20 protein-coding genes and 1 tRNA gene are annotated in these 16,381 nt (G+C 48.1%); 11 read left to right on the top strand and 10 right to left on the bottom strand.

Going from position 1 to position 16,381, the window contains the following annotated elements:
* Positions 1 to 17 precede the first annotated feature (17 nt).
* The 4 genes from VSQ62_RS21145 to VSQ62_RS21130 all read left to right on the top strand — a co-directional run bounded on the left by VSQ62_RS21145 (position 18) and on the right by VSQ62_RS21130 (position 3,720).
* The gene (locus tag VSQ62_RS21145; RefSeq protein ID WP_334636744.1) at positions 18 to 863 is read left to right on the top strand and encodes a hypothetical protein; all 846 of its coding nucleotides are present in this window, start codon (positions 18 to 20) and stop codon (positions 861 to 863) included.
* 104 nt (positions 864 to 967) lie between these two features.
* Positions 968 to 2,368 (top strand): GGDEF domain-containing protein, encoded by a 1,401-nt coding sequence (locus tag VSQ62_RS21140; RefSeq protein ID WP_334636742.1) that lies wholly within the window; start codon positions 968 to 970, stop codon positions 2,366 to 2,368.
* Between the two features lie 158 nt (positions 2,369 to 2,526).
* Entirely contained in the window at positions 2,527 to 3,063 is a 537-nt protein-coding gene (locus VSQ62_RS21135) for a M48 family metallopeptidase (RefSeq protein ID WP_334636741.1), read from the top strand.
* Positions 3,064 to 3,267: 204 nt separating this feature from the next.
* Positions 3,268 to 3,720 (top strand): precorrin-2 dehydrogenase/sirohydrochlorin ferrochelatase family protein, encoded by a 453-nt coding sequence (locus VSQ62_RS21130; RefSeq protein ID WP_334636740.1) that lies wholly within the window; start codon positions 3,268 to 3,270, stop codon positions 3,718 to 3,720.
* 10 nt (positions 3,721 to 3,730) lie between these two features.
* Here the strand turns inward: VSQ62_RS21130 and VSQ62_RS21125 are convergent, their stop codons facing one another.
* The 5 genes from VSQ62_RS21125 to VSQ62_RS21105 are packed head-to-tail and all read right to left on the bottom strand — an operon-like array spanning position 3,731 to position 6,949.
* Positions 3,731 to 4,441, bottom strand: a complete 711-nt coding sequence (locus tag VSQ62_RS21125; protein ID WP_334636738.1) for a PHP domain-containing protein — start codon at positions 4,439 to 4,441, stop codon at positions 3,731 to 3,733.
* Entirely contained in the window at positions 4,438 to 4,767 is a 330-nt protein-coding gene (locus tag VSQ62_RS21120) for a hypothetical protein (protein ID WP_334637738.1), read from the bottom strand. The genes VSQ62_RS21125 and VSQ62_RS21120 overlap by 4 nt, the downstream gene beginning before the upstream one ends.
* A 5-nt stretch (positions 4,768 to 4,772) precedes the next feature.
* Positions 4,773 to 6,155, bottom strand: coding sequence for a [Fe-Fe] hydrogenase large subunit C-terminal domain-containing protein (locus VSQ62_RS21115; RefSeq protein WP_334636737.1), 1,383 nt, complete (start codon positions 6,153 to 6,155; stop codon positions 4,773 to 4,775).
* Positions 6,156 to 6,178: 23 nt separating this feature from the next.
* Positions 6,179 to 6,601 carry an ATP-binding protein gene (locus tag VSQ62_RS21110; protein ID WP_334636736.1) on the bottom strand — a complete coding sequence of 141 codons (423 nt, stop codon included), beginning with the start codon at positions 6,599 to 6,601 and terminating at the stop codon, positions 6,179 to 6,181.
* 3 nt (positions 6,602 to 6,604) lie between these two features.
* Entirely contained in the window at positions 6,605 to 6,949 is a 345-nt protein-coding gene (locus tag VSQ62_RS21105) for a DRTGG domain-containing protein (RefSeq protein WP_334636735.1), read from the bottom strand.
* A gap of 343 nt (positions 6,950 to 7,292) precedes the next feature.
* Between VSQ62_RS21105 and VSQ62_RS21100 the strand changes: the two genes are divergently transcribed.
* From VSQ62_RS21100 to VSQ62_RS21080, 5 genes are all read left to right on the top strand, one after another.
* Positions 7,293 to 7,787, top strand: a complete 495-nt coding sequence (locus tag VSQ62_RS21100) for an NADH-quinone oxidoreductase subunit NuoE family protein (RefSeq protein WP_334636734.1) — start codon at positions 7,293 to 7,295, stop codon at positions 7,785 to 7,787.
* Positions 7,788 to 7,789: 2 nt separating this feature from the next.
* Positions 7,790 to 8,347 carry an ATP-binding protein gene (locus VSQ62_RS21095; protein WP_334636732.1) on the top strand — a complete coding sequence of 186 codons (558 nt, stop codon included), beginning with the start codon at positions 7,790 to 7,792 and terminating at the stop codon, positions 8,345 to 8,347.
* Positions 8,348 to 8,417: 70 nt separating this feature from the next.
* Positions 8,418 to 8,792, top strand: a complete 375-nt coding sequence (locus VSQ62_RS21090; protein ID WP_334636731.1) for a (2Fe-2S) ferredoxin domain-containing protein — start codon at positions 8,418 to 8,420, stop codon at positions 8,790 to 8,792.
* Positions 8,793 to 8,813: 21 nt separating this feature from the next.
* Complete coding sequence (gene nuoF, locus VSQ62_RS21085; RefSeq protein ID WP_334636730.1) at positions 8,814 to 10,604, top strand: NADH-quinone oxidoreductase subunit NuoF; 1,791 nt, start codon at positions 8,814 to 8,816, stop codon at positions 10,602 to 10,604.
* 15 nt (positions 10,605 to 10,619) lie between these two features.
* A complete protein-coding gene (locus tag VSQ62_RS21080) occupies positions 10,620 to 12,362 on the top strand; it encodes an NADH-dependent [FeFe] hydrogenase, group A6 (RefSeq protein ID WP_334636729.1) in 1,743 nt (580 codons plus the stop codon).
* A 982-nt stretch (positions 12,363 to 13,344) separates the two neighbouring features.
* Here VSQ62_RS21080 and VSQ62_RS21075 read toward each other — a convergent pair.
* The 4 genes from VSQ62_RS21075 to VSQ62_RS21060 all read right to left on the bottom strand — a co-directional run bounded on the left by VSQ62_RS21075 (position 13,345) and on the right by VSQ62_RS21060 (position 14,507).
* Complete coding sequence (locus VSQ62_RS21075; protein ID WP_334636728.1) at positions 13,345 to 13,536, bottom strand: hypothetical protein; 192 nt, start codon at positions 13,534 to 13,536, stop codon at positions 13,345 to 13,347.
* A 97-nt stretch (positions 13,537 to 13,633) separates the two neighbouring features.
* Positions 13,634 to 13,706 (bottom strand) — tRNA-Ala (locus tag VSQ62_RS21070).
* Positions 13,707 to 13,774: 68 nt separating this feature from the next.
* Positions 13,775 to 14,251, bottom strand: coding sequence for a hypothetical protein (locus VSQ62_RS21065; protein WP_334636727.1), 477 nt, complete (start codon positions 14,249 to 14,251; stop codon positions 13,775 to 13,777).
* A 52-nt stretch (positions 14,252 to 14,303) separates the two neighbouring features.
* The gene (locus VSQ62_RS21060; RefSeq protein ID WP_334636726.1) at positions 14,304 to 14,507 is read right to left on the bottom strand and encodes a hypothetical protein; all 204 of its coding nucleotides are present in this window, start codon (positions 14,505 to 14,507) and stop codon (positions 14,304 to 14,306) included.
* Between the two features lie 124 nt (positions 14,508 to 14,631).
* On the opposite strand from VSQ62_RS21060, the gene VSQ62_RS21055 reads away from it, so the two are divergent.
* Both VSQ62_RS21055 and VSQ62_RS21050 read left to right on the top strand, forming a co-directional pair.
* On the top strand, positions 14,632 to 15,357 hold the full coding sequence (locus tag VSQ62_RS21055) for a phosphatase (protein WP_334636724.1): 726 nt from the start codon (positions 14,632 to 14,634) through the stop codon (positions 15,355 to 15,357).
* Between the two features lie 63 nt (positions 15,358 to 15,420).
* Positions 15,421 to 15,714: a YerC/YecD family TrpR-related protein gene (locus VSQ62_RS21050; protein WP_334636723.1), complete on the top strand. Its 294-nt coding sequence runs from the start codon at positions 15,421 to 15,423 to the stop codon at positions 15,712 to 15,714.
* A 37-nt stretch (positions 15,715 to 15,751) separates the two neighbouring features.
* Here the strand turns inward: VSQ62_RS21050 and VSQ62_RS21045 are convergent, their stop codons facing one another.
* Entirely contained in the window at positions 15,752 to 16,363 is a 612-nt protein-coding gene (locus VSQ62_RS21045) for a DUF1836 domain-containing protein (RefSeq protein WP_334636722.1), read from the bottom strand.
* Positions 16,364 to 16,381 lie beyond the last annotated feature (18 nt).

The following is a 16,381-nucleotide window of genomic DNA, read 5'->3' as shown; positions in this document are numbered from 1 at the left end:
AACGGAGGTTTGGACTTATGAGGACAGTAAAATATGACGGAACGGGAGACTACGGAACAGAAGCAGGCAGGAACAGAAGCACGGAAGGGAAAGCTATGGCGGTTAAAAGGCATGTGAATACACATGTAAATACAGTGGTAATTGCTGTGCTTCTGACAGTTTTTCTTCTTCTTACGGCCTGCGCCGGGAAGATGAAGAATAAGACTGCAGATACCCCAAGGGAGGCGGCGCAGCAGACGATGGAGGCGATAAAGGGGCTGGATCTTAAGACCTTTAATGAATGTACGGATAATTACGAGGGAGCCTGCCTGAATATGATCGGATTTCCGGTTGAGAAGGAGTACAAGGTATTCAGTGAATTATTGCAGACGCATTTTTTTAAAGGCAGGCACTACAGGGAGAACCACAGGTTTGCAGAGAAGGTTGTAGAAGAATTGACCTGGAAAGTCGGCGAGATAGAAGAAGACGGCGATAAGGCCCGGATCAGGATGACGTTTGCCAACAAAGATATGTCGGAAGCGATGGGGCGTTATGCATTAGGGATCGTGGAGGATATGATCGAAGATACAGAGATCGGAGCAGCTTCTCTTATCAGGAATGTGGGAGATATGATCAACTACAGGGATGACGACCTGATCCGCTGTATCGATGAGACGGAGAACACCTGGACAGAAGAGATTGACGTTACGGCGTATAGAGAGGGCGGCGCATGGAAGATTCATCTTAGCGATGAATTGATCAATGCTTTCATGGGGAATATCAATTCGGACGAATACCCGGAAGAGATAGAGGATCGTCTGACGGAATTAGAAGAAGCGTACGAAGAGAAGGCGGCGCGGTGGGCCGAAGAAATGTTTTGGTAGAGAAGGAGCGAAAAGAATATTGGTTGGCTTTGCCTTGTAGAATGGTCCTTGCTGTGATAAACTGAGATACAGAAAATAATTATGAAAGGGCCAGGTAACGAAAGGTGAGTATACAGACATCAGAAGAAAATGCAGGTACTCTGCGGGGGCTGCGGATACAGACGCTTAGCTTATGGATGGTTGCGGTTACGATCATAGTCTCTGTGCTGATCGGAGAAGGGATCGTCCGTGTAATGCACGATTACAAAAAGCTGGCGGACATGACAGAGGAATACATATATATACAGGAGGAGGCGGAGAATTTACTGTTAGGGTCGAATTACCTGACGGATCAGGTACGTCTCTATGCCGTCACGAAAGACTCTGTCTATGTAGAGGAATATTTTACAGAGGTAGAGGAGACAAAGAGAAGAGATACGGCGCTTGAAACGCTTGAAAAACACATGGGCGGGAAGGACGATGAGATTCTGGATGCATCCCGGAGAGCGTTGGAATTATCCAATGAGCTTATGGAGATGGAGATGCACGCCATGAAGCTTGCGGCGTTATCTGCAGATGACGATATAAGTATGTTTCCGCCGGAGGTTAAGGACTATCCGCTGACAGAAGAAGAACTGTCCTTCGCAGATGAAGAGAAGTCAGACGTTGCCGTCGGATTAGTGTTCAGCGGGGAATACAGGGATATGAAGAAGCTGATAGAAGAGAATATATCAGTTGTCACAGAGAGGGTGATCACGATCTGTGAAGAAGGGCAGGCGAAGAGCGAAAATGAGATGAGAAATGCGCTCATCTGCCAGAGTATCTATACGGTCCTGATCGTAGCGCTGGTGATCTTCTCTTATATTATGATCGCGGTCCTGATTCTGAGACCGATCCGTTTATATGTGAACTGTATTAAGAATAATAATTTTCTGCAGATTACAGGGGCTTATGAGTTTAAATATCTTGCGGCCACATATAACAATGTATATGAGATGACTATGGAACAGCAGAATATGCTCCGGCAGAAGGCGGAACGGGATGCGCTGACGGGTCTTTTGAACCGGCAGTCATTCGAGCAATTGAAGGAGCGTCTCCGCAATCCGGTAAAAAAGCTGGCTTTTTTATTGGTAGATGTGGATGTGTTCAAAGCGATCAATGATAATTACGGACATGATGTGGGCGACCAGGCGCTTATTAAGGTTGCGAATCTTCTGGAGGATAATTTCAGAAAAGCAGATTATGTACTCAGGATCGGCGGAGATGAATTCGCGGTGATCATGGAAAAGATGACCGCAGATAAGAAACAGATCATTCGGGATAAGATTGACGCGGTCAACGAGATCCTTCAGAATCCCCAGGGAGATTTCCCCAAGTATTCGCTCAGCGTCGGCATTGCATTTTCCGAGCGGGGCTTCCATGACGACTTGTTCCGTCAGACGGATACTGCGCTGTACCATACCAAAGAGAACGGAAGATGCGGTTATACCTTTTACGATGAGCTGGGGGACGGAGCGTCAGATTAGTGATGCAGGTATTTCGGTTGATGCAGAATACATAGCATGCTAATTGTTTGGATAAACTTTTGTGATTTTATACTATTGTGCAGAAAGCTATAAAATCAAAGGGAAAATATATAGCGTGCTATGCGGTGAAACAAAATTGAAGCAAGGAGTACATCCAGATGGAGCAGATTACATATGAATGGATTCGTTCCCGCCGCAAGACGATTGCGATCCAGATCAAAGAGGGCGGAAAAGTAGTTGTGCGGACTCCATACTCTATATCCAGAAAACAGGTAGAAGATTTCCTGAGAGAGAAGCAAGACTGGATCGTTAAGAATCAAAAACAGCTCCATAGGGCGCAGGAAAATAGGATGGTCATCACGGAAGAGATCCGCCGCGAAGGCGTTGAAAGGGCGCTTTGGGTCCTCCCGGAGCGGACGGAACATTATGCCCGGCTGATGGGAATATCTTATGGCAGGATAACCATCCGGGAGCAGAAGACAAGATGGGGGAGCTGCAGCAGCAAAGGTAATCTTAACTTCAACTGGAAGCTTGTGCTTATGCCGATGGATCTTCTGGATTATGTGGTCGTACATGAACTGGCACACAGAAGAGAGATGAATCATTCTAAAGATTTCTGGAGAATTGTGGAAGAAGTGCTCCCGGACTACCGGGAGCGAAGGAAAAGACTGAACAATTTTTCAAGTATGCTATGATACTAGTACAACGAATATTAAGTAATTGGCAGTTTGACTTGTTTATTTCCCTGATAGCACTACTCCCCAAGCCTCGACGTAGCCACCGCTACGCCTGCATTTGTGAAGCAGCACTCTCAGGAAAATATTCTGCGTCAAACTATCCAAAACTTAATTTTCGTTGTACTAGAAGGCCGTTAAGAAGCAGGAGAGGCAGAGTATAATATGAAAAAGCCGTATTTTCCATTATTTACAGACATATCACAGAAGAAGATCCTTATCGTCGGCGCAGGAAAGATCGCACAGCGGAGGGTAGAGACTCTGCTGGAATTTGCAGATAATATCCGGGTCGCAGCCCCCCAGGCCACCGATCGGATCCGGCAGTTGCATGAAGAGAAACGCATCCTGTGGATACAGGATAGCTACCGCGCAGATCTGATAAAAGGAGCAGACCTGGTCCTTGCAGCCACAGACGACCCCGTATGCAACGAACAGGTTATAGAAGACTGCCGAATGCGCGGGATCCCCGTCAATACATCCCACAAAAAGGAACTATGCGACTTCTATTTTCCGGCGATCGTCCGGCAGGGAGACTTAACCATCGGTATCAGCTCCGGCGGATGCAATCATTCAGAAGTAAAAGAGACCCGTAAGAAGCTTGAAAGAACTCTAAAGTAATATAACACTGTCAGCGAAGCCCTTCAAGTATATCCTTTGCCGCCCGCGACCTCGCATAGATCTGATAATCCGGCTCGCGGATGTCCTCCAGATAGTGTGCGTCCGAACTGCTGAGCATCTTGCATTGCAGAAAATACGGATGTTCCTTCTGTATCTGGTGCAGATGGTCAAATGTACTGATCTCTGCACAGGTAAAACTGCTGTCCGGCGGTACGAACCCTAAGTTAGACAGGAGGCTTGTGGTAGACTTGTCAATGTGGGCGGGATACGCGATACCGCGGTAAGCTTCAACCAGGCCGAATACCTGATCAAAAGAGATATCTGTTGCGCCGATCAGCAGGCGTTCTACATTGCCCGTTACCTGATCGTCCGCGTCCATGATCTGTTGTTTTCCGAAAATATCCTCCCTGTTCTTAATAGGAAGAAGACGCTCATACACATACCCGTCAAATGCCATTGCGTCGTCAAGGGCAGGAAAGAGACAGACAACGTGCACTTCCTCAGCGGTCGTCAATTCCATTCCCGGGATGACGGTGATGCCGTACTCTTCGCCATGCTTCAGGATGGCAGGACAGTTCTTGCAGGAATTGTGGTCGGTCAGCGCGATCACGTCCAGTCCCTTGACGGCTGCCATGCCTGCGATATTGGCAGGGGTCATATCGTCGTCTCCGCAGGGAGAGAGGCAGGAATGGATGTGCAGATCGTAGTACAGAGGTATCATGACAATAGCTCCTGTATCTTAAGCGCGGCGTCAAAGACCGGAAGCTCTGTGGTAAATACGGCGATCCCCTCCTGTTCGGCACAGTCAAGTTCCGTGTCCTGGAATGTTATGCCTTCGGCAAGGACGATGCAGGAGATGTCCGCCAGGGACGCAACTGCCAGGGTATTCCGGTTGCCCATCACGGTAACCCATGCGCTCTTAGAGGGCGCTCTGCCCATGGCAATGCTCAGAAGATCACAGCAGAATACTTTGCCGATATTTTTCGAGGGATCGCCGGCGGTCTTCAGGGTGAACAGGCCGGCGTCGATCAGTGTCTGGGTGGTTATCATAATCATCGCTCCTTCTTGCTTAGTTCAGTGGTAAGCTTCTGGATATAATCTTCCAGAAGGTGTATCGAATCGTCATTATTGCTGCAGCTTAGGTTCAGAGAACGTGTCAGAAATGAGATCTCTTTTGACAAGGAACCGATATATTCATGGAAGATATAGATGCAGTCGTTACGCGTGGCTTCGCCCCGGACGATATCTTCTGCCAGCGCGCGGCAGGTCGGCGCGCCGCAGGAACCGCAGTCCAGTCCCGGAAGCTGTTCCGTCAGTTCTTCAACAAGCCCCATCATCTCCAGACTCTCACGGAAGGATTCTCCAAGCCGGAAGACAGGTTCATATTCGATGCATTCATTCCAGCGGTAGTCGATATCCTTAAGGTCTTCCATATCGTTAGAGTGGGTTCTTGCGACAGGAAGGATCCGGTTCAGCTTCTTGGTCTTGGCAATTGCGATATAAGGATTCTCCACGTTCAGCGGGCCGCCTACACATCCGCCGTCGCATGCGTTCAGCTCTACGAATTTCAATCCGTGGAATTTCTCGTCTTCTATGTCGCTTAATACTCTCAGCGTGCTCATGATCCCGTCGCATGCGAGATAATTGTCAGTAATCAGCCCCGCGGCTTCACCGCCGGCATTATTCCAGCCGATACCGATGCGCCCGGAAGAAGCAAGAGGCTTTAACCGGGATTCATCGTCCGTCATGTGTTCCAGAAGGGCAGGATAGACGTCCTTGATCGCCAGCACCTTGTCGACCGAGCTCTTCCCAATACCCAGCGGAGACTTCACATAGGCGACCTTAGACGGACAGGGCGAGATGAAGAAGATGCCGATCTTCTCAGGAGCATATCCGGTCTTCTTGACAGCTCGTTTCCTTGCGATCTCCGCCGCGATCTCGATGGGCGGCTTGATCGGAAGAAGCCGGGGGATCAGTGTCGGGAATTTCACACGGATCAGCCGGATGACCGCGGGACAGGAGGTGCTTATAAAGGGCGCGTCTTCCATGTGTTCGCGGATATAGGCGCGGGAAGCCTCAGATACCAGTTCTGCGGCGGCGCTGACTTCGAACACGTCGTTGAATCCGATGGAGAGAAGTGCGTTGAGCACGATGTCTATATTCTTCAGATTATTAAACTGTGCATACAGGGAAGGAGCCGGAAGCGCGACCGTATACCGGTAATCGCGGATGTCCCGGATGGAATCATAGGACACGGTCTGCGCGTGGTGCGGGCAGTATCTTAAGCACCGGCCGCAGTCAATGCAGAATTCCGGGGTAATGCTTGCTTTCCCGTTATGTACGCGTATGGCCTGCGTCGGACAGTATTTGATGCAGTTGATACATCCGGTACAGGCTTCCTCATCGAGCTGTACAGAATGGATGAATTTGTTCAAGCTTCTCCCCCCTTGATAAATTGTCAGAGACGGACGTCCATGGTGACGGTGGTGCCGACTCCGACTGTAGAATCTATATTCATATAATCCGTATATTTCTTCATATTGGGCAGTCCCATACCGGCGCCGAAGCCCAGTGACCGGACTTCTTCCGGAGCAGTGGAATAGCCGTTCTCCATCGCCTTGTCAATGTCGGCGATCCCGGGACCGGTATCGGCAAGGATCATGCGGATCTTCTCGGAAGAGATCTCAACCGTGATCGTACCGCCGTCGGCATGGATGACCATATTGATCTCTCCTTCGTACATGGCGATCGAGACCTTGCGGATAGTATTGCTGTCAAGTCCCATCTTCTTTAGTTTGTTCTTCACACTGCTGCTTGCTTCCCCGGCACGGGTAAAATCATCTCCGGGAATCGTATAGTTGAATGTCAGAAGTTCCTCCATGAATTATGCACCTCCAAGTAATCCGTTGCTGTATAGTATGCCGCATGCGGTGAACATTCCGTGGCCTGTGCAGAGGATGACGATCTCTTTCTCTTCTGCCAGGGAGAGGATGTTCTGATCAGGAATCTTATTTCTCACAAATATGATGCAGACGATATCGAGCATCTCGGCGGTCCGAACGACCTGCGGATTGCACAGGCCCGTGATCAGCGCGGAGTGATCGGTGGCAAATGCGAGTACATCGCTCATCATATCTGACGAGAATGCATAGTTGACTTCATGTTCCAGATATTTGCTTCCATACAGAATATCTGCATCCAGTAAGGTTTTGATCGTATCGATTGTCATATATACCTCCATGAAGAGCTGTTTTCCCGCGGGCGCAAACCGGGCGGGAGTGCTTGCATGTACATTTAGCGGCTGCGGGGGAGAACCTGCCCCGGCATATTTTTTAGTATAGCATTGACAAAAGTGAAATTCAACCCAAATTTGTACAAAATATACAAAAATAGAGAAATAAATTTGTATATATTTTAACAAAATAGATAGTGAATTAACAAACAAAATTGTTGGAAAATTAACGCAATTTCAAGAATTTAGTTGTAGATTTTTGAAAATTTGTGTGATAGAATGAAAAACAATGGGATGTAAAAAACGTTACCAAAAAATAACCAAGGGAGGTAAATTACTAATGCTTTCTAACAAATCTACAGTTCAGTTCAATGGAACAGAAGCTCAGGAGAAAGAACTGTTAGAGATGATCCGTGAATTAAAGGATGAAAAGGGCGCACTGATGCCGATCATGCAGAGGGCGCAGGATATCTACGGATATCTGCCTTATGAGGTTCAGAAGATCATTTCTGATGAGACGGGGATTCCGCTGGAGAAGATCTACGGAGTTGCCACATTCTATTCCCAGTTTAATTTGAATCCGAAGGGACGCTACCGCATATCAGTATGTCTTGGAACAGCCTGCTATGTGAAGGGGTCCGGGGATATCTATAATAAGCTGATGGAGAAGCTTGGGATCGTCGGAGGAGAATGTACTCCAGACGGCAAGTTCTCTCTGGATGCCTGCCGCTGTGTAGGCGCCTGTGGCCTTGCTCCGGTTATGATGATCAACGACGAGGTATACGGCCGGCTTACGGTGGATGATATTGACGATATTCTGGCCAAGTATGAATAGGTATGATGACGGAGATCGCATTGAATATTCTGGACGTAACAGAGAATTCTATACGCGCGAAGGCCAGTTACATAGAGATTGACGTGTCGGCGGATACCGCAGAGGACACGCTGAAGATAGAGATCAGAGATAATGGATGCGGGATGAGTAAGGAACAGGCAGAGAAGGTCACAGATCCTTTTTTTACAACAAGGACTACCCGGAAGGTAGGGCTTGGGATTCCGTTTTTCAAGCAGGCGGCCGAAGGGACAGGAGGAAGCTTTGAGATCGTGTCCGAAGAAGGGGAAGGAACGGCCGTAAAAGCGGTTTTCGGTCTGTCGCATATAGACAGGATGCCCTTGGGCGATGTGAATTCTACGATCTATACGTTGGTAGTATTTAATGAAGAAATTGATTTTCACTATAGATATGCATATGATGAGAGGGAATTTGTGTTAGATACGAGAGAGATGAAGCAGATATTGGGCGGTCTGCCGTTTCGCGACGCGGAAGTGTCGGAATTTATCAAAGAATATCTGAACACAAATCAAACAGAAGTAAATGCCGGAAGGATACTGTAATGAAGTCTTCCGACGATCTGCCGCCGCACGAAGGTGAGGGGGCGCTGCAAAAAGGAGGAATTAAGATAGAATGAAATCTCTGGAAGAATTAAAAGCAATTAGAGAAAGAAATCAGGGCAAGGTCGGTGTGCGCTCTGAGAATGAGACGCAGACGAGAGTCGTGGTAGGTATGGCTACCTGCGGGATCGCAAGCGGCGCAAGGCCGGTGCTGACCGCTCTTTCCGACGCGGTGCAGAAGGAGTCTCTGGCAGAGAAGATCAGTGTGACTCCGACCGGATGTATCGGACTGTGTCAGTATGAGCCGATCGTAGAGGTCATAGAACCGGGCAAAGAGAAGGTTACATATATTAAGATGGACCCTGAGAAGGCGATGGAAGTATTCGAGCTCCATCTGAAGCAGGGACAGGCAGTTGCCAAGTATACGCTGGCGGCTCAGCAATTATAGACAAAGGAGGAACAAAGACTTATGTATCGTTCGCACGTCTTGGTATGCGGTGGAACAGGATGTACTTCCTCTGGCAGCCAGAAGATCAGGGAAAGATTAGAAGAAGAGATTAAGAGAAACGGACTGGAGAATGAAGTCGGTGTGGTAAAGACCGGCTGTTTTGGTCTGTGCGCGTTAGGGCCGATCATGATCGTGTATCCGGAAGGCTCTTTCTATGCCATGGTGAAGGAAGAGGATATCCCGGAGATCGTATCCGAACATTTGTTAAAAGGAAGAGTTGTAAAACGTCTGCTGTACGATGAGACAGTGAAGGGCAATGACGAGATATTGCCTCTGCAGGAGACGCAGTTCTATAAGAAACAGCACAGGGTTGCCCTGCGTAACTGCGGCGTGATCAATCCTGAGGATATTGAGGAATATATCGGAACACGCGGCTATGAAGCGCTTGGTACGGTGCTGACGTCGAAGAAGCCGGAAGAGGTGATACAGATCATCTTAGACAGCGGGCTTCGCGGGCGCGGGGGAGCAGGCTTCCCAACAGGGCTTAAGTGGAAGTTCGCGGCGGCGAATCAGGCCGATCAGAAGTATGTCTGCTGTAACGCGGACGAGGGCGATCCGGGCGCGTTCATGGACCGTTCCGTATTGGAAGGCGATCCTCACGTAGTATTGGAAGCAATGGCGATCGCAGGCTATGCTATCGGTGCGTCGCAGGGGTACATCTATGTCCGTGCGGAATATCCGATCGCGGTTGAGAGACTGAATATAGCCATTGATCAGGCGAGAGAGTACGGCCTGCTGGGTAAGAATATATTTGATTCAGGATTTGACTTTGATATTGAGCTTCGTCTGGGTGCGGGCGCATTCGTCTGCGGCGAGGAGACGGCGCTTATGACTTCGATCGAAGGCAACAGAGGCGAGCCGCGTCCGCGTCCGCCGTTCCCGGCTCTTAAGGGTCTGTTCCAGAAGCCGACCATCCTGAATAACGTAGAGACACTGGCGAATATTCCGCAGATCATCTTGAACGGCGCGGACTGGTTCGCATCCATGGGAACAGAGAAGTCTAAGGGGACGAAGGTATTCGCCCTTGGAGGAAAGGTTAAGAATACAGGACTTGTAGAGATCCCGATGGGAACGACGCTCCGCGAGATCGTAGAGGAGATCGGCGGCGGTATCCCGAACGGGAAGAAGTTTAAGGCGGCTCAGACCGGCGGTCCGTCCGGCGGATGTATCCCGGCAGAGCATTTTGACGTGCCGATCGATTATGACAATCTGATCGCCATCGGGTCCATGATGGGCTCCGGCGGATTGATCGTTATGGATGAAGACACCTGTATGGTTGATATTGCGAAGTTCTTCCTGGAATTCACGGTAGATGAATCCTGCGGCAAGTGTACGCCGTGCCGGATCGGAACCAGGCGTATGCTGGAGATCTTAGAGAAGATCACCAACGGCCAGGGAACCATGGAAGACTTGGATAAGCTGGAGGATCTGGCGGCACATCTGAAGTCCAATTCCCTGTGCGCGCTCGGACAGACTGCTCCGAACCCGGTGCTTTCCACCTTACGTTACTTTAAGGACGAATACATAGCGCATATCGTTGACAAGAAGTGTCCCGCAGGCGTATGTAAGGCGCTTCTTTCCTACAAGATCGACGCAGACAAGTGTAAGGGCTGTACCTTATGTGCAAGGACTTGTCCGAATGACGCGATCTCAGGCTCCGTAAGAGAACCGCATGTGATCAATCAGGATAAGTGCGTGAAATGCGGCGCTTGTATGGAAAAATGCCGTTTCGGTGCAATTTACAAAGAGTAATGGAGGATGGAGAATATGGAAAATATTAATCTTAAACTCAACGGTCTTGATGTATCCGCTCCTGCAGGCTCTACGATCCTTGAAGCAGCGCACCTTGCAGGAATCAAGATACCGACCTTGTGTTATCTGAAGGAAATCAATGAGATCGGCGCATGCCGTATGTGCGTGGTCGAGGTAAAGGGAGCAAGAAACCTGGTGGCTGCCTGCGTACACCCGATCAATGAAGGGATGGAGGTATACACCCATACTCCGAAGCTGATCGAATCCAGGAAGAAGACCCTGCAGCTTCTCCTTTCCAATCATGATAAGAAATGTCTGTCATGTGTGAGGAGCGGGAATTGTGAGCTGCAGCAGTTATGCCGTGAGTACGGCGTGGATGATGAGGATTTCTATGAAGGCGCGGTGAATCACTACGAGTTGGATGATTCCGCGGCTCACATGATCCGTGACAATAACAAGTGTATCTTATGCCGCCGCTGCGTGGCTGTCTGCGAGAAGACGCAGGGCATCGGCGTGATCGGCCCGAATAACCGCGGATTTGCGACCATGATCGGCTCGGCATTCGAGATGGGGCTTGGCGAGACAAGCTGTGTATCCTGCGGTCAGTGTATCGCTGTCTGTCCGACAGGCGCGCTGTATGAGAAGGATTATACAAGCCAGATCATCGAGGCGATCGCGGATCCAGAGAAATATGTGGTAGTACAGACCGCTCCGTCTGTCCGTGCGGGACTTGGCGAAGAATTCGGCTATCCTATGGGAACAGATGTGGAAGGCAAGATGGCGGCAGCGCTGAGAAGGCTCGGTTTCGACAAGGTATTCGATACAGACTGGGCGGCAGACCTTACTATTATGGAAGAGGCAACAGAATTGCTCGACCGTGTTAAGAACGGCGGCGTATTGCCGATGATCACTTCCTGTTCACCGGGATGGATCAAATATTGCGAGCATTACTTCCCGGATATGACGGAGAATCTGTCAACCTGCAAGTCTCCGCAGCAGATGTTCGGCGCGATGCTGAAGACCTATTTCGCAGAGAAGGAAGGAATCGATCCGAAGAAGATCGTATCTGTCAGCGTGATGCCTTGTACGGCGAAGAAGTTCGAGATCGGAAGAGACGACCAGAGCGCGGCGGGCGTACCGGATGTGGACATTGCGATCACGACCAGAGAGCTTGCCAGAATGATCAAGCGCTGCGGTATTGAGTTCACAGAGCTTCCAGACGAAGAATTCGATAATCCGATGGGTGAATCTACAGGAGCCGGAGTGATCTTCGGAGCGACCGGCGGCGTTATGGAGGCGGCTCTTCGTACTGCGGTAGAAGTGCTGACAGGCGAAGAACTTGCGAGTCTGGAATTCACGGACGTCCGCGGAACGGAAGGGATCAAGGAAGCATCTTACAATGTAGCGGGCATGGATGTGAAGGCTGCGGTTGCCTCAGGACTTGGCAATGCCAGAGAATTGCTGAATAAGGTGAAGGCAGGCGAGGCAGATTATCACTTCATTGAGATCATGGGATGTCCGGGCGGATGTGTCAACGGCGGCGGCCAGCCTCAGGTATCCGGCGATGTCCGTAACTTTACGGATGTTCGGGGGATCCGTGCGGGCGTATTGTACCGCAACGATGAGGCGAAGGCGATCCGTAAGTCTCATGAGAATCCAGAGATCAAGAAGCTCTATGACGAGTATCTCGGGAAACCGGGCAGTCATAAGGCGCATGAGACGCTTCATACCAGCTATGTGAAGAGAAGTGTGAATTAAGTATCTAAGTATCTTGACGGTACGGCATTGCAGGCGGCGGGAACGCCGCACGGTGCTGTGCCGTCTGTTTGAGATCCTGTACGTCTTGCTGTTTCGGCTGCGCGGTGAAAAGGAAGTTCTCCGTTTGCCGTATAAAAAGATATCTACCGAAAAGCCCGGAACAAGGAGATAGTCACACGCCTCTGCCGGGGAAAGGTGCTGTTTTGCGATCTGACTAATACGCTCTTTTACTTTCCTTAATTCGTTTTCAAGATGATTAACTCTAAGAAGAAGCATTTCCTTTTCATTCTCAACTTTTAACGCCTCATCAAGTTTACGGCTTAAGTCAAGATGTCCTTCTGCAATGCTTCTGATGTTGCGATTAGTTTCATTTTCTAATGTAAGTTCAATACTTTTGATCTCATATCTTATGGGTTCTAATAGTGAATCTATCGCCTGTAAATCCTCATTCGTCAATGCCATTATATCACCCCTTCTGTAACGGCGTTGTCTTGGTGATTTGTATTATATCATGCCAGGGGTATAAAGCATATTTAATTTAGTATGCATAAATGCCTGCAATTCCTGTAATCTTTTTCTTAATGCTGTATGTTCTGTTCCCGTCCTCTGATGATAGTATCTCTGTTTTCACGGCTATTTCTGTTTTTACTAAGTTTTTGGAATCAAGTATAAGAGAGAACATTTATCAATAGAGGCTAGAAGAGTATTGGATATTAAAAAGGTGCAAAGTCTCTGATCATTCATGAAAGACTTTGCACCTTCTAGGTTTCTGATGGTTTAGTTATTAATTACTCTGCATCTGTCAACGGCAGTTTCTGGTAAAGCTTACGCTCTATCAATTTGCGTTCAAATGCAATCTCTTGTAAAATGGGTTCACAATTTTCCCTTTTTGCCACTCTCTCTAATCTGTCTAACAAATTTTTAATTATCGATGTGCCGCAAAGACAGTAAAAACAATGGTTTTGAAATGGAGCATACGGAACTACTCTTTGATTTTATCCAGTTCATTGAGAGCCACGCCTGCGATATTGAGCAATGCTTTCAGAGAGATATATTCCTCTTTCAAATCGGCGTATGTTTCTGGCGCGTTTTCTTTTTTGGCCAATATCATACGTCTTTGTACTTTTGCAAAATCATCAATAGCAGTTTTCACAATTTCAAGGTTGATAGGCATATGCTCACCACCTTTTCATGAGCCATGTTCATTTGGTTCATTCAGTTTCATGAAGCCCCCGCTTAAAACAGACTTCACATGGCTCTGCCTTGCAGAATGGAGCATACGGGACTTGAACCCGTGGCCTCCACACTGCCAGTGTGGCGCGCTCCCAACTGCGCTAATGCCCCATATGGAGATTATAGCACAGATGGGAGCTTGAAGAAAGTAGTATTTTAAAACTTTTAGAATAAATTTTTCAGCACACAACAATAATCTTGCGCGGCGTAGTCTGAGGCGGAATGCTCCTTGTAGTAGTCGTGTAATATACGATCAGAGTCTGCGCCTCAAGTGAACAGTTATAAGGCTGGCCGTTTGATGTGACGATCTCGGTAGAACGTCCGATATTCAACTGCAGTGCGCCGTCGAGAGAGGTAAGGCTCCGGTCGAATTGCCCCGCATAGAGGGTTTCCTGCGGATTTCGCCGCCCAATGAATATGGCCTGGTATCTGGGCGGGAAGATGAGTGGGATCGGAAGGTCGGCATCATAGAACGCCGTGACATTCATCCCGATCCGTAAGCGGACTTCACTGATCACATAGGTGTCGGGACTTACGATGAAGTTCTGGATCCCGTCTGAATTGCGGATCGTGATCTCCTGCATACAGCAATTGTTATCAAATTCGGAGATATTTTGTATCACTCCGTTTACAGGAATCAAATTGTTTGAAGGCATAATAAACACTCCATTTTTCATTAGTATATGCAGGATACGGCTTAGTGTGTGATCAGTGTTCTTCCGGTTTGATAGCGGCGGCTCTTGCGCCTGGCGGCAGGAAATGATATAGCTCCTCATAGGATTCGAGTTCTTCTGCGGAAACCGGTTCGGAAGGGATCAGGCCGGTACAGTCCTGGGAAGAGGCAGCATTAGACAGATAATCATATTCGTCAATGATTTTCTGATTCTCTTTATCTATTTTCTTATCATTCATAGCAATAAATCCTCCGATTTATAAGTTTTAGTTTAGATTGTGTAGAAAAAGAAAAATATATACTGTATAATATTTCCATGTATTGAAGAAAATATGTAATTTAAGGAAAGAAGGATGACAGTTTATGAATATTGAAATTGATACCCATTCCCATACACTGGCCAGCGGACATGCGTACAATACGATCCATGAGATGGCGGCGGCCGCAGCCAATCGGGGGCTTAAGGGCCTTGCGATCACGGAACATGCAGTAAAGATGCCGGGAACCTGCCATATCTATTATTTTCAGAATCTCAGAGTGGTGCCGAGGCACCAGTGCGGGATTGAACTTTTGCTTGGGACGGAGCTTAATATCCTGGACGAAGCCGGAGAGGTGGATCTTGCACAGGAAGTGTTAAGGGAGATGGATATCGCTATTGCCAGCATTCATCTTCCATGTTATAAGGGAGAATATTCAGAGGAACGGATCACGCAGGCATATGTGAATGCCATGCAGAATGAATATGTGGACATCATCGGACATCCGGACGACGGAAGGATACCGGTGGATATGGGAGTTCTGGCGGCAGAGGCGAAGCGGACGGGGACATTGCTGGAGGTGAATAACTCTTCCCTGCGTCCGGAAGGATTCCGGGTGAATACGATGGAAAATTGCCGCAAGATGCTTCTGGAATGTAAGAAACAGGGGGTCATGGTCGTTCTGGGAACGGATTCCCATGTGGACGCGGATATCGCAAATTACGAGTATGCATACCGGATTTTAGAAGAGACGGATTTCCCGGAAGAACTGGTTGCCAACACGACGCTTGCCAAGCTGAAATCGTCATTAAAACGAAATAAAAAGGTATAGACTTTATAAATTCACTGTGCTAAAATGTAACAGTAGTGAAAGTGTTACGGAGGAAATGGTGCTATGAGTAAGAAGATCAGGACGGAGGCGGTAGATTATCTTTTTCGCGCGATATTAAGCCTTGAGAACAAAGAAGAATGTTATACATTTTTCGAGGATATCTGTACGATCAATGAGTTGCTGTCACTGACGCAGCGTTTTGAGGTGGCGAAGATGTTAAGAGAACGCAAGACGTATCTTGAGATCGCGGAGAAGACGGGGGCTTCTACGGCTACGATCAGCAGAGTGAATCGTTCGTTAAACTATGGCAATGACGGGTATGATATGGTATTTGAGAGGATTAACAAGGAAGAATAAGAGATTAAGATCAGGAAGAAATAAGACGGGTAAAGCCTTATTTCTTCTTTTTCTCATGTACCGGTTCAGGAAGCTCGTCTATTAATTTCTCGATCAGCAGCTTCTTCACATATACATCGAAGCTTAGTGAACAGATGAAGGAGAAGATCTGAAGATAATCCCGGTCCTCTTCAGCTGCGTCAGGGAAACTCTCGACAGCCGAATTATAAGATCTGGCAACATCCTTCTGCAGCGTATCAATCCTTGACTTCTCAAGGCGGCAGATCTCTTCGTAGATGGAGGTCATATTGATCTCCTCTCCGGTATCAAAATACTTCTCCGTGACAGGATTCAAAAGCGTCTCAATATCCTTGATCGCCAGGATATTCTTGAAATAATAGATAAATATCATGACCAAGACATGTTCTTTGGAGTATTTCTTCTTGACCGGAGGAGGAAGGAGATTATTCTTGGCATAATTGTTGATCATGGTCTTGGTCAGGATCTTGTCTTCCTCGTGACGCTTGGTGGAACGAAGCTGCTCCTCCATGAAAGTGGTTACCTGATCCATGTACAGGTCTATATTCGGAATATCGCGCGGACGTACATATTCTATACGTGAAATGCTGGACAGAATGCTGTTGAGCATGTCCTTTGTATTAATTGTCATAATATCACCCCAATGCAA

Source organism: Sporofaciens sp. JLR.KK001 (assembly GCF_036941055.1).
GTDB lineage: Bacteria > Bacillota > Clostridia > Lachnospirales > Lachnospiraceae > Sporofaciens.
Note: the sequence above shows the minus strand (reverse complement) of the source record. Positions and strands in the feature narration are given on the sequence as shown.

Coding starts and splice junctions, on each gene's coding strand:
- VSQ62_RS21145 (WP_334636744.1), top strand. CDS start 18: ATGAGGACAGTAAAATATGACGGAACGGGAGACTACGGAACAGAAGCA.
- VSQ62_RS21135 (WP_334636741.1), top strand. CDS start 2,527: ATGGAGCAGATTACATATGAATGGATTCGTTCCCGCCGCAAGACGATT.
- VSQ62_RS21130 (WP_334636740.1), top strand. CDS start 3,268: ATGAAAAAGCCGTATTTTCCATTATTTACAGACATATCACAGAAGAAG.
- VSQ62_RS21125 (WP_334636738.1), bottom strand. CDS start 4,441: ATGATACCTCTGTACTACGATCTGCACATCCATTCCTGCCTCTCTCCC.
- VSQ62_RS21110 (WP_334636736.1), bottom strand. CDS start 6,601: ATGGAGGAACTTCTGACATTCAACTATACGATTCCCGGAGATGATTTT.
- VSQ62_RS21105 (WP_334636735.1), bottom strand. CDS start 6,949: ATGACAATCGATACGATCAAAACCTTACTGGATGCAGATATTCTGTAT.
- VSQ62_RS21100 (WP_334636734.1), top strand. CDS start 7,293: ATGCTTTCTAACAAATCTACAGTTCAGTTCAATGGAACAGAAGCTCAG.
- VSQ62_RS21095 (WP_334636732.1), top strand. CDS start 7,790: ATGATGACGGAGATCGCATTGAATATTCTGGACGTAACAGAGAATTCT.
- VSQ62_RS21090 (WP_334636731.1), top strand. CDS start 8,418: ATGAAATCTCTGGAAGAATTAAAAGCAATTAGAGAAAGAAATCAGGGC.
- nuoF (WP_334636730.1), top strand. CDS start 8,814: ATGTATCGTTCGCACGTCTTGGTATGCGGTGGAACAGGATGTACTTCC.
- VSQ62_RS21080 (WP_334636729.1), top strand. CDS start 10,620: ATGGAAAATATTAATCTTAAACTCAACGGTCTTGATGTATCCGCTCCT.
- VSQ62_RS21075 (WP_334636728.1), bottom strand. CDS start 13,536: ATGCCTATCAACCTTGAAATTGTGAAAACTGCTATTGATGATTTTGCA.
- VSQ62_RS21065 (WP_334636727.1), bottom strand. CDS start 14,251: ATGCCTTCAAACAATTTGATTCCTGTAAACGGAGTGATACAAAATATC.
- VSQ62_RS21060 (WP_334636726.1), bottom strand. CDS start 14,507: ATGAATGATAAGAAAATAGATAAAGAGAATCAGAAAATCATTGACGAA.
- VSQ62_RS21055 (WP_334636724.1), top strand. CDS start 14,632: ATGAATATTGAAATTGATACCCATTCCCATACACTGGCCAGCGGACAT.
- VSQ62_RS21050 (WP_334636723.1), top strand. CDS start 15,421: ATGAGTAAGAAGATCAGGACGGAGGCGGTAGATTATCTTTTTCGCGCG.
- VSQ62_RS21045 (WP_334636722.1), bottom strand. CDS start 16,363: ATGACAATTAATACAAAGGACATGCTCAACAGCATTCTGTCCAGCATT.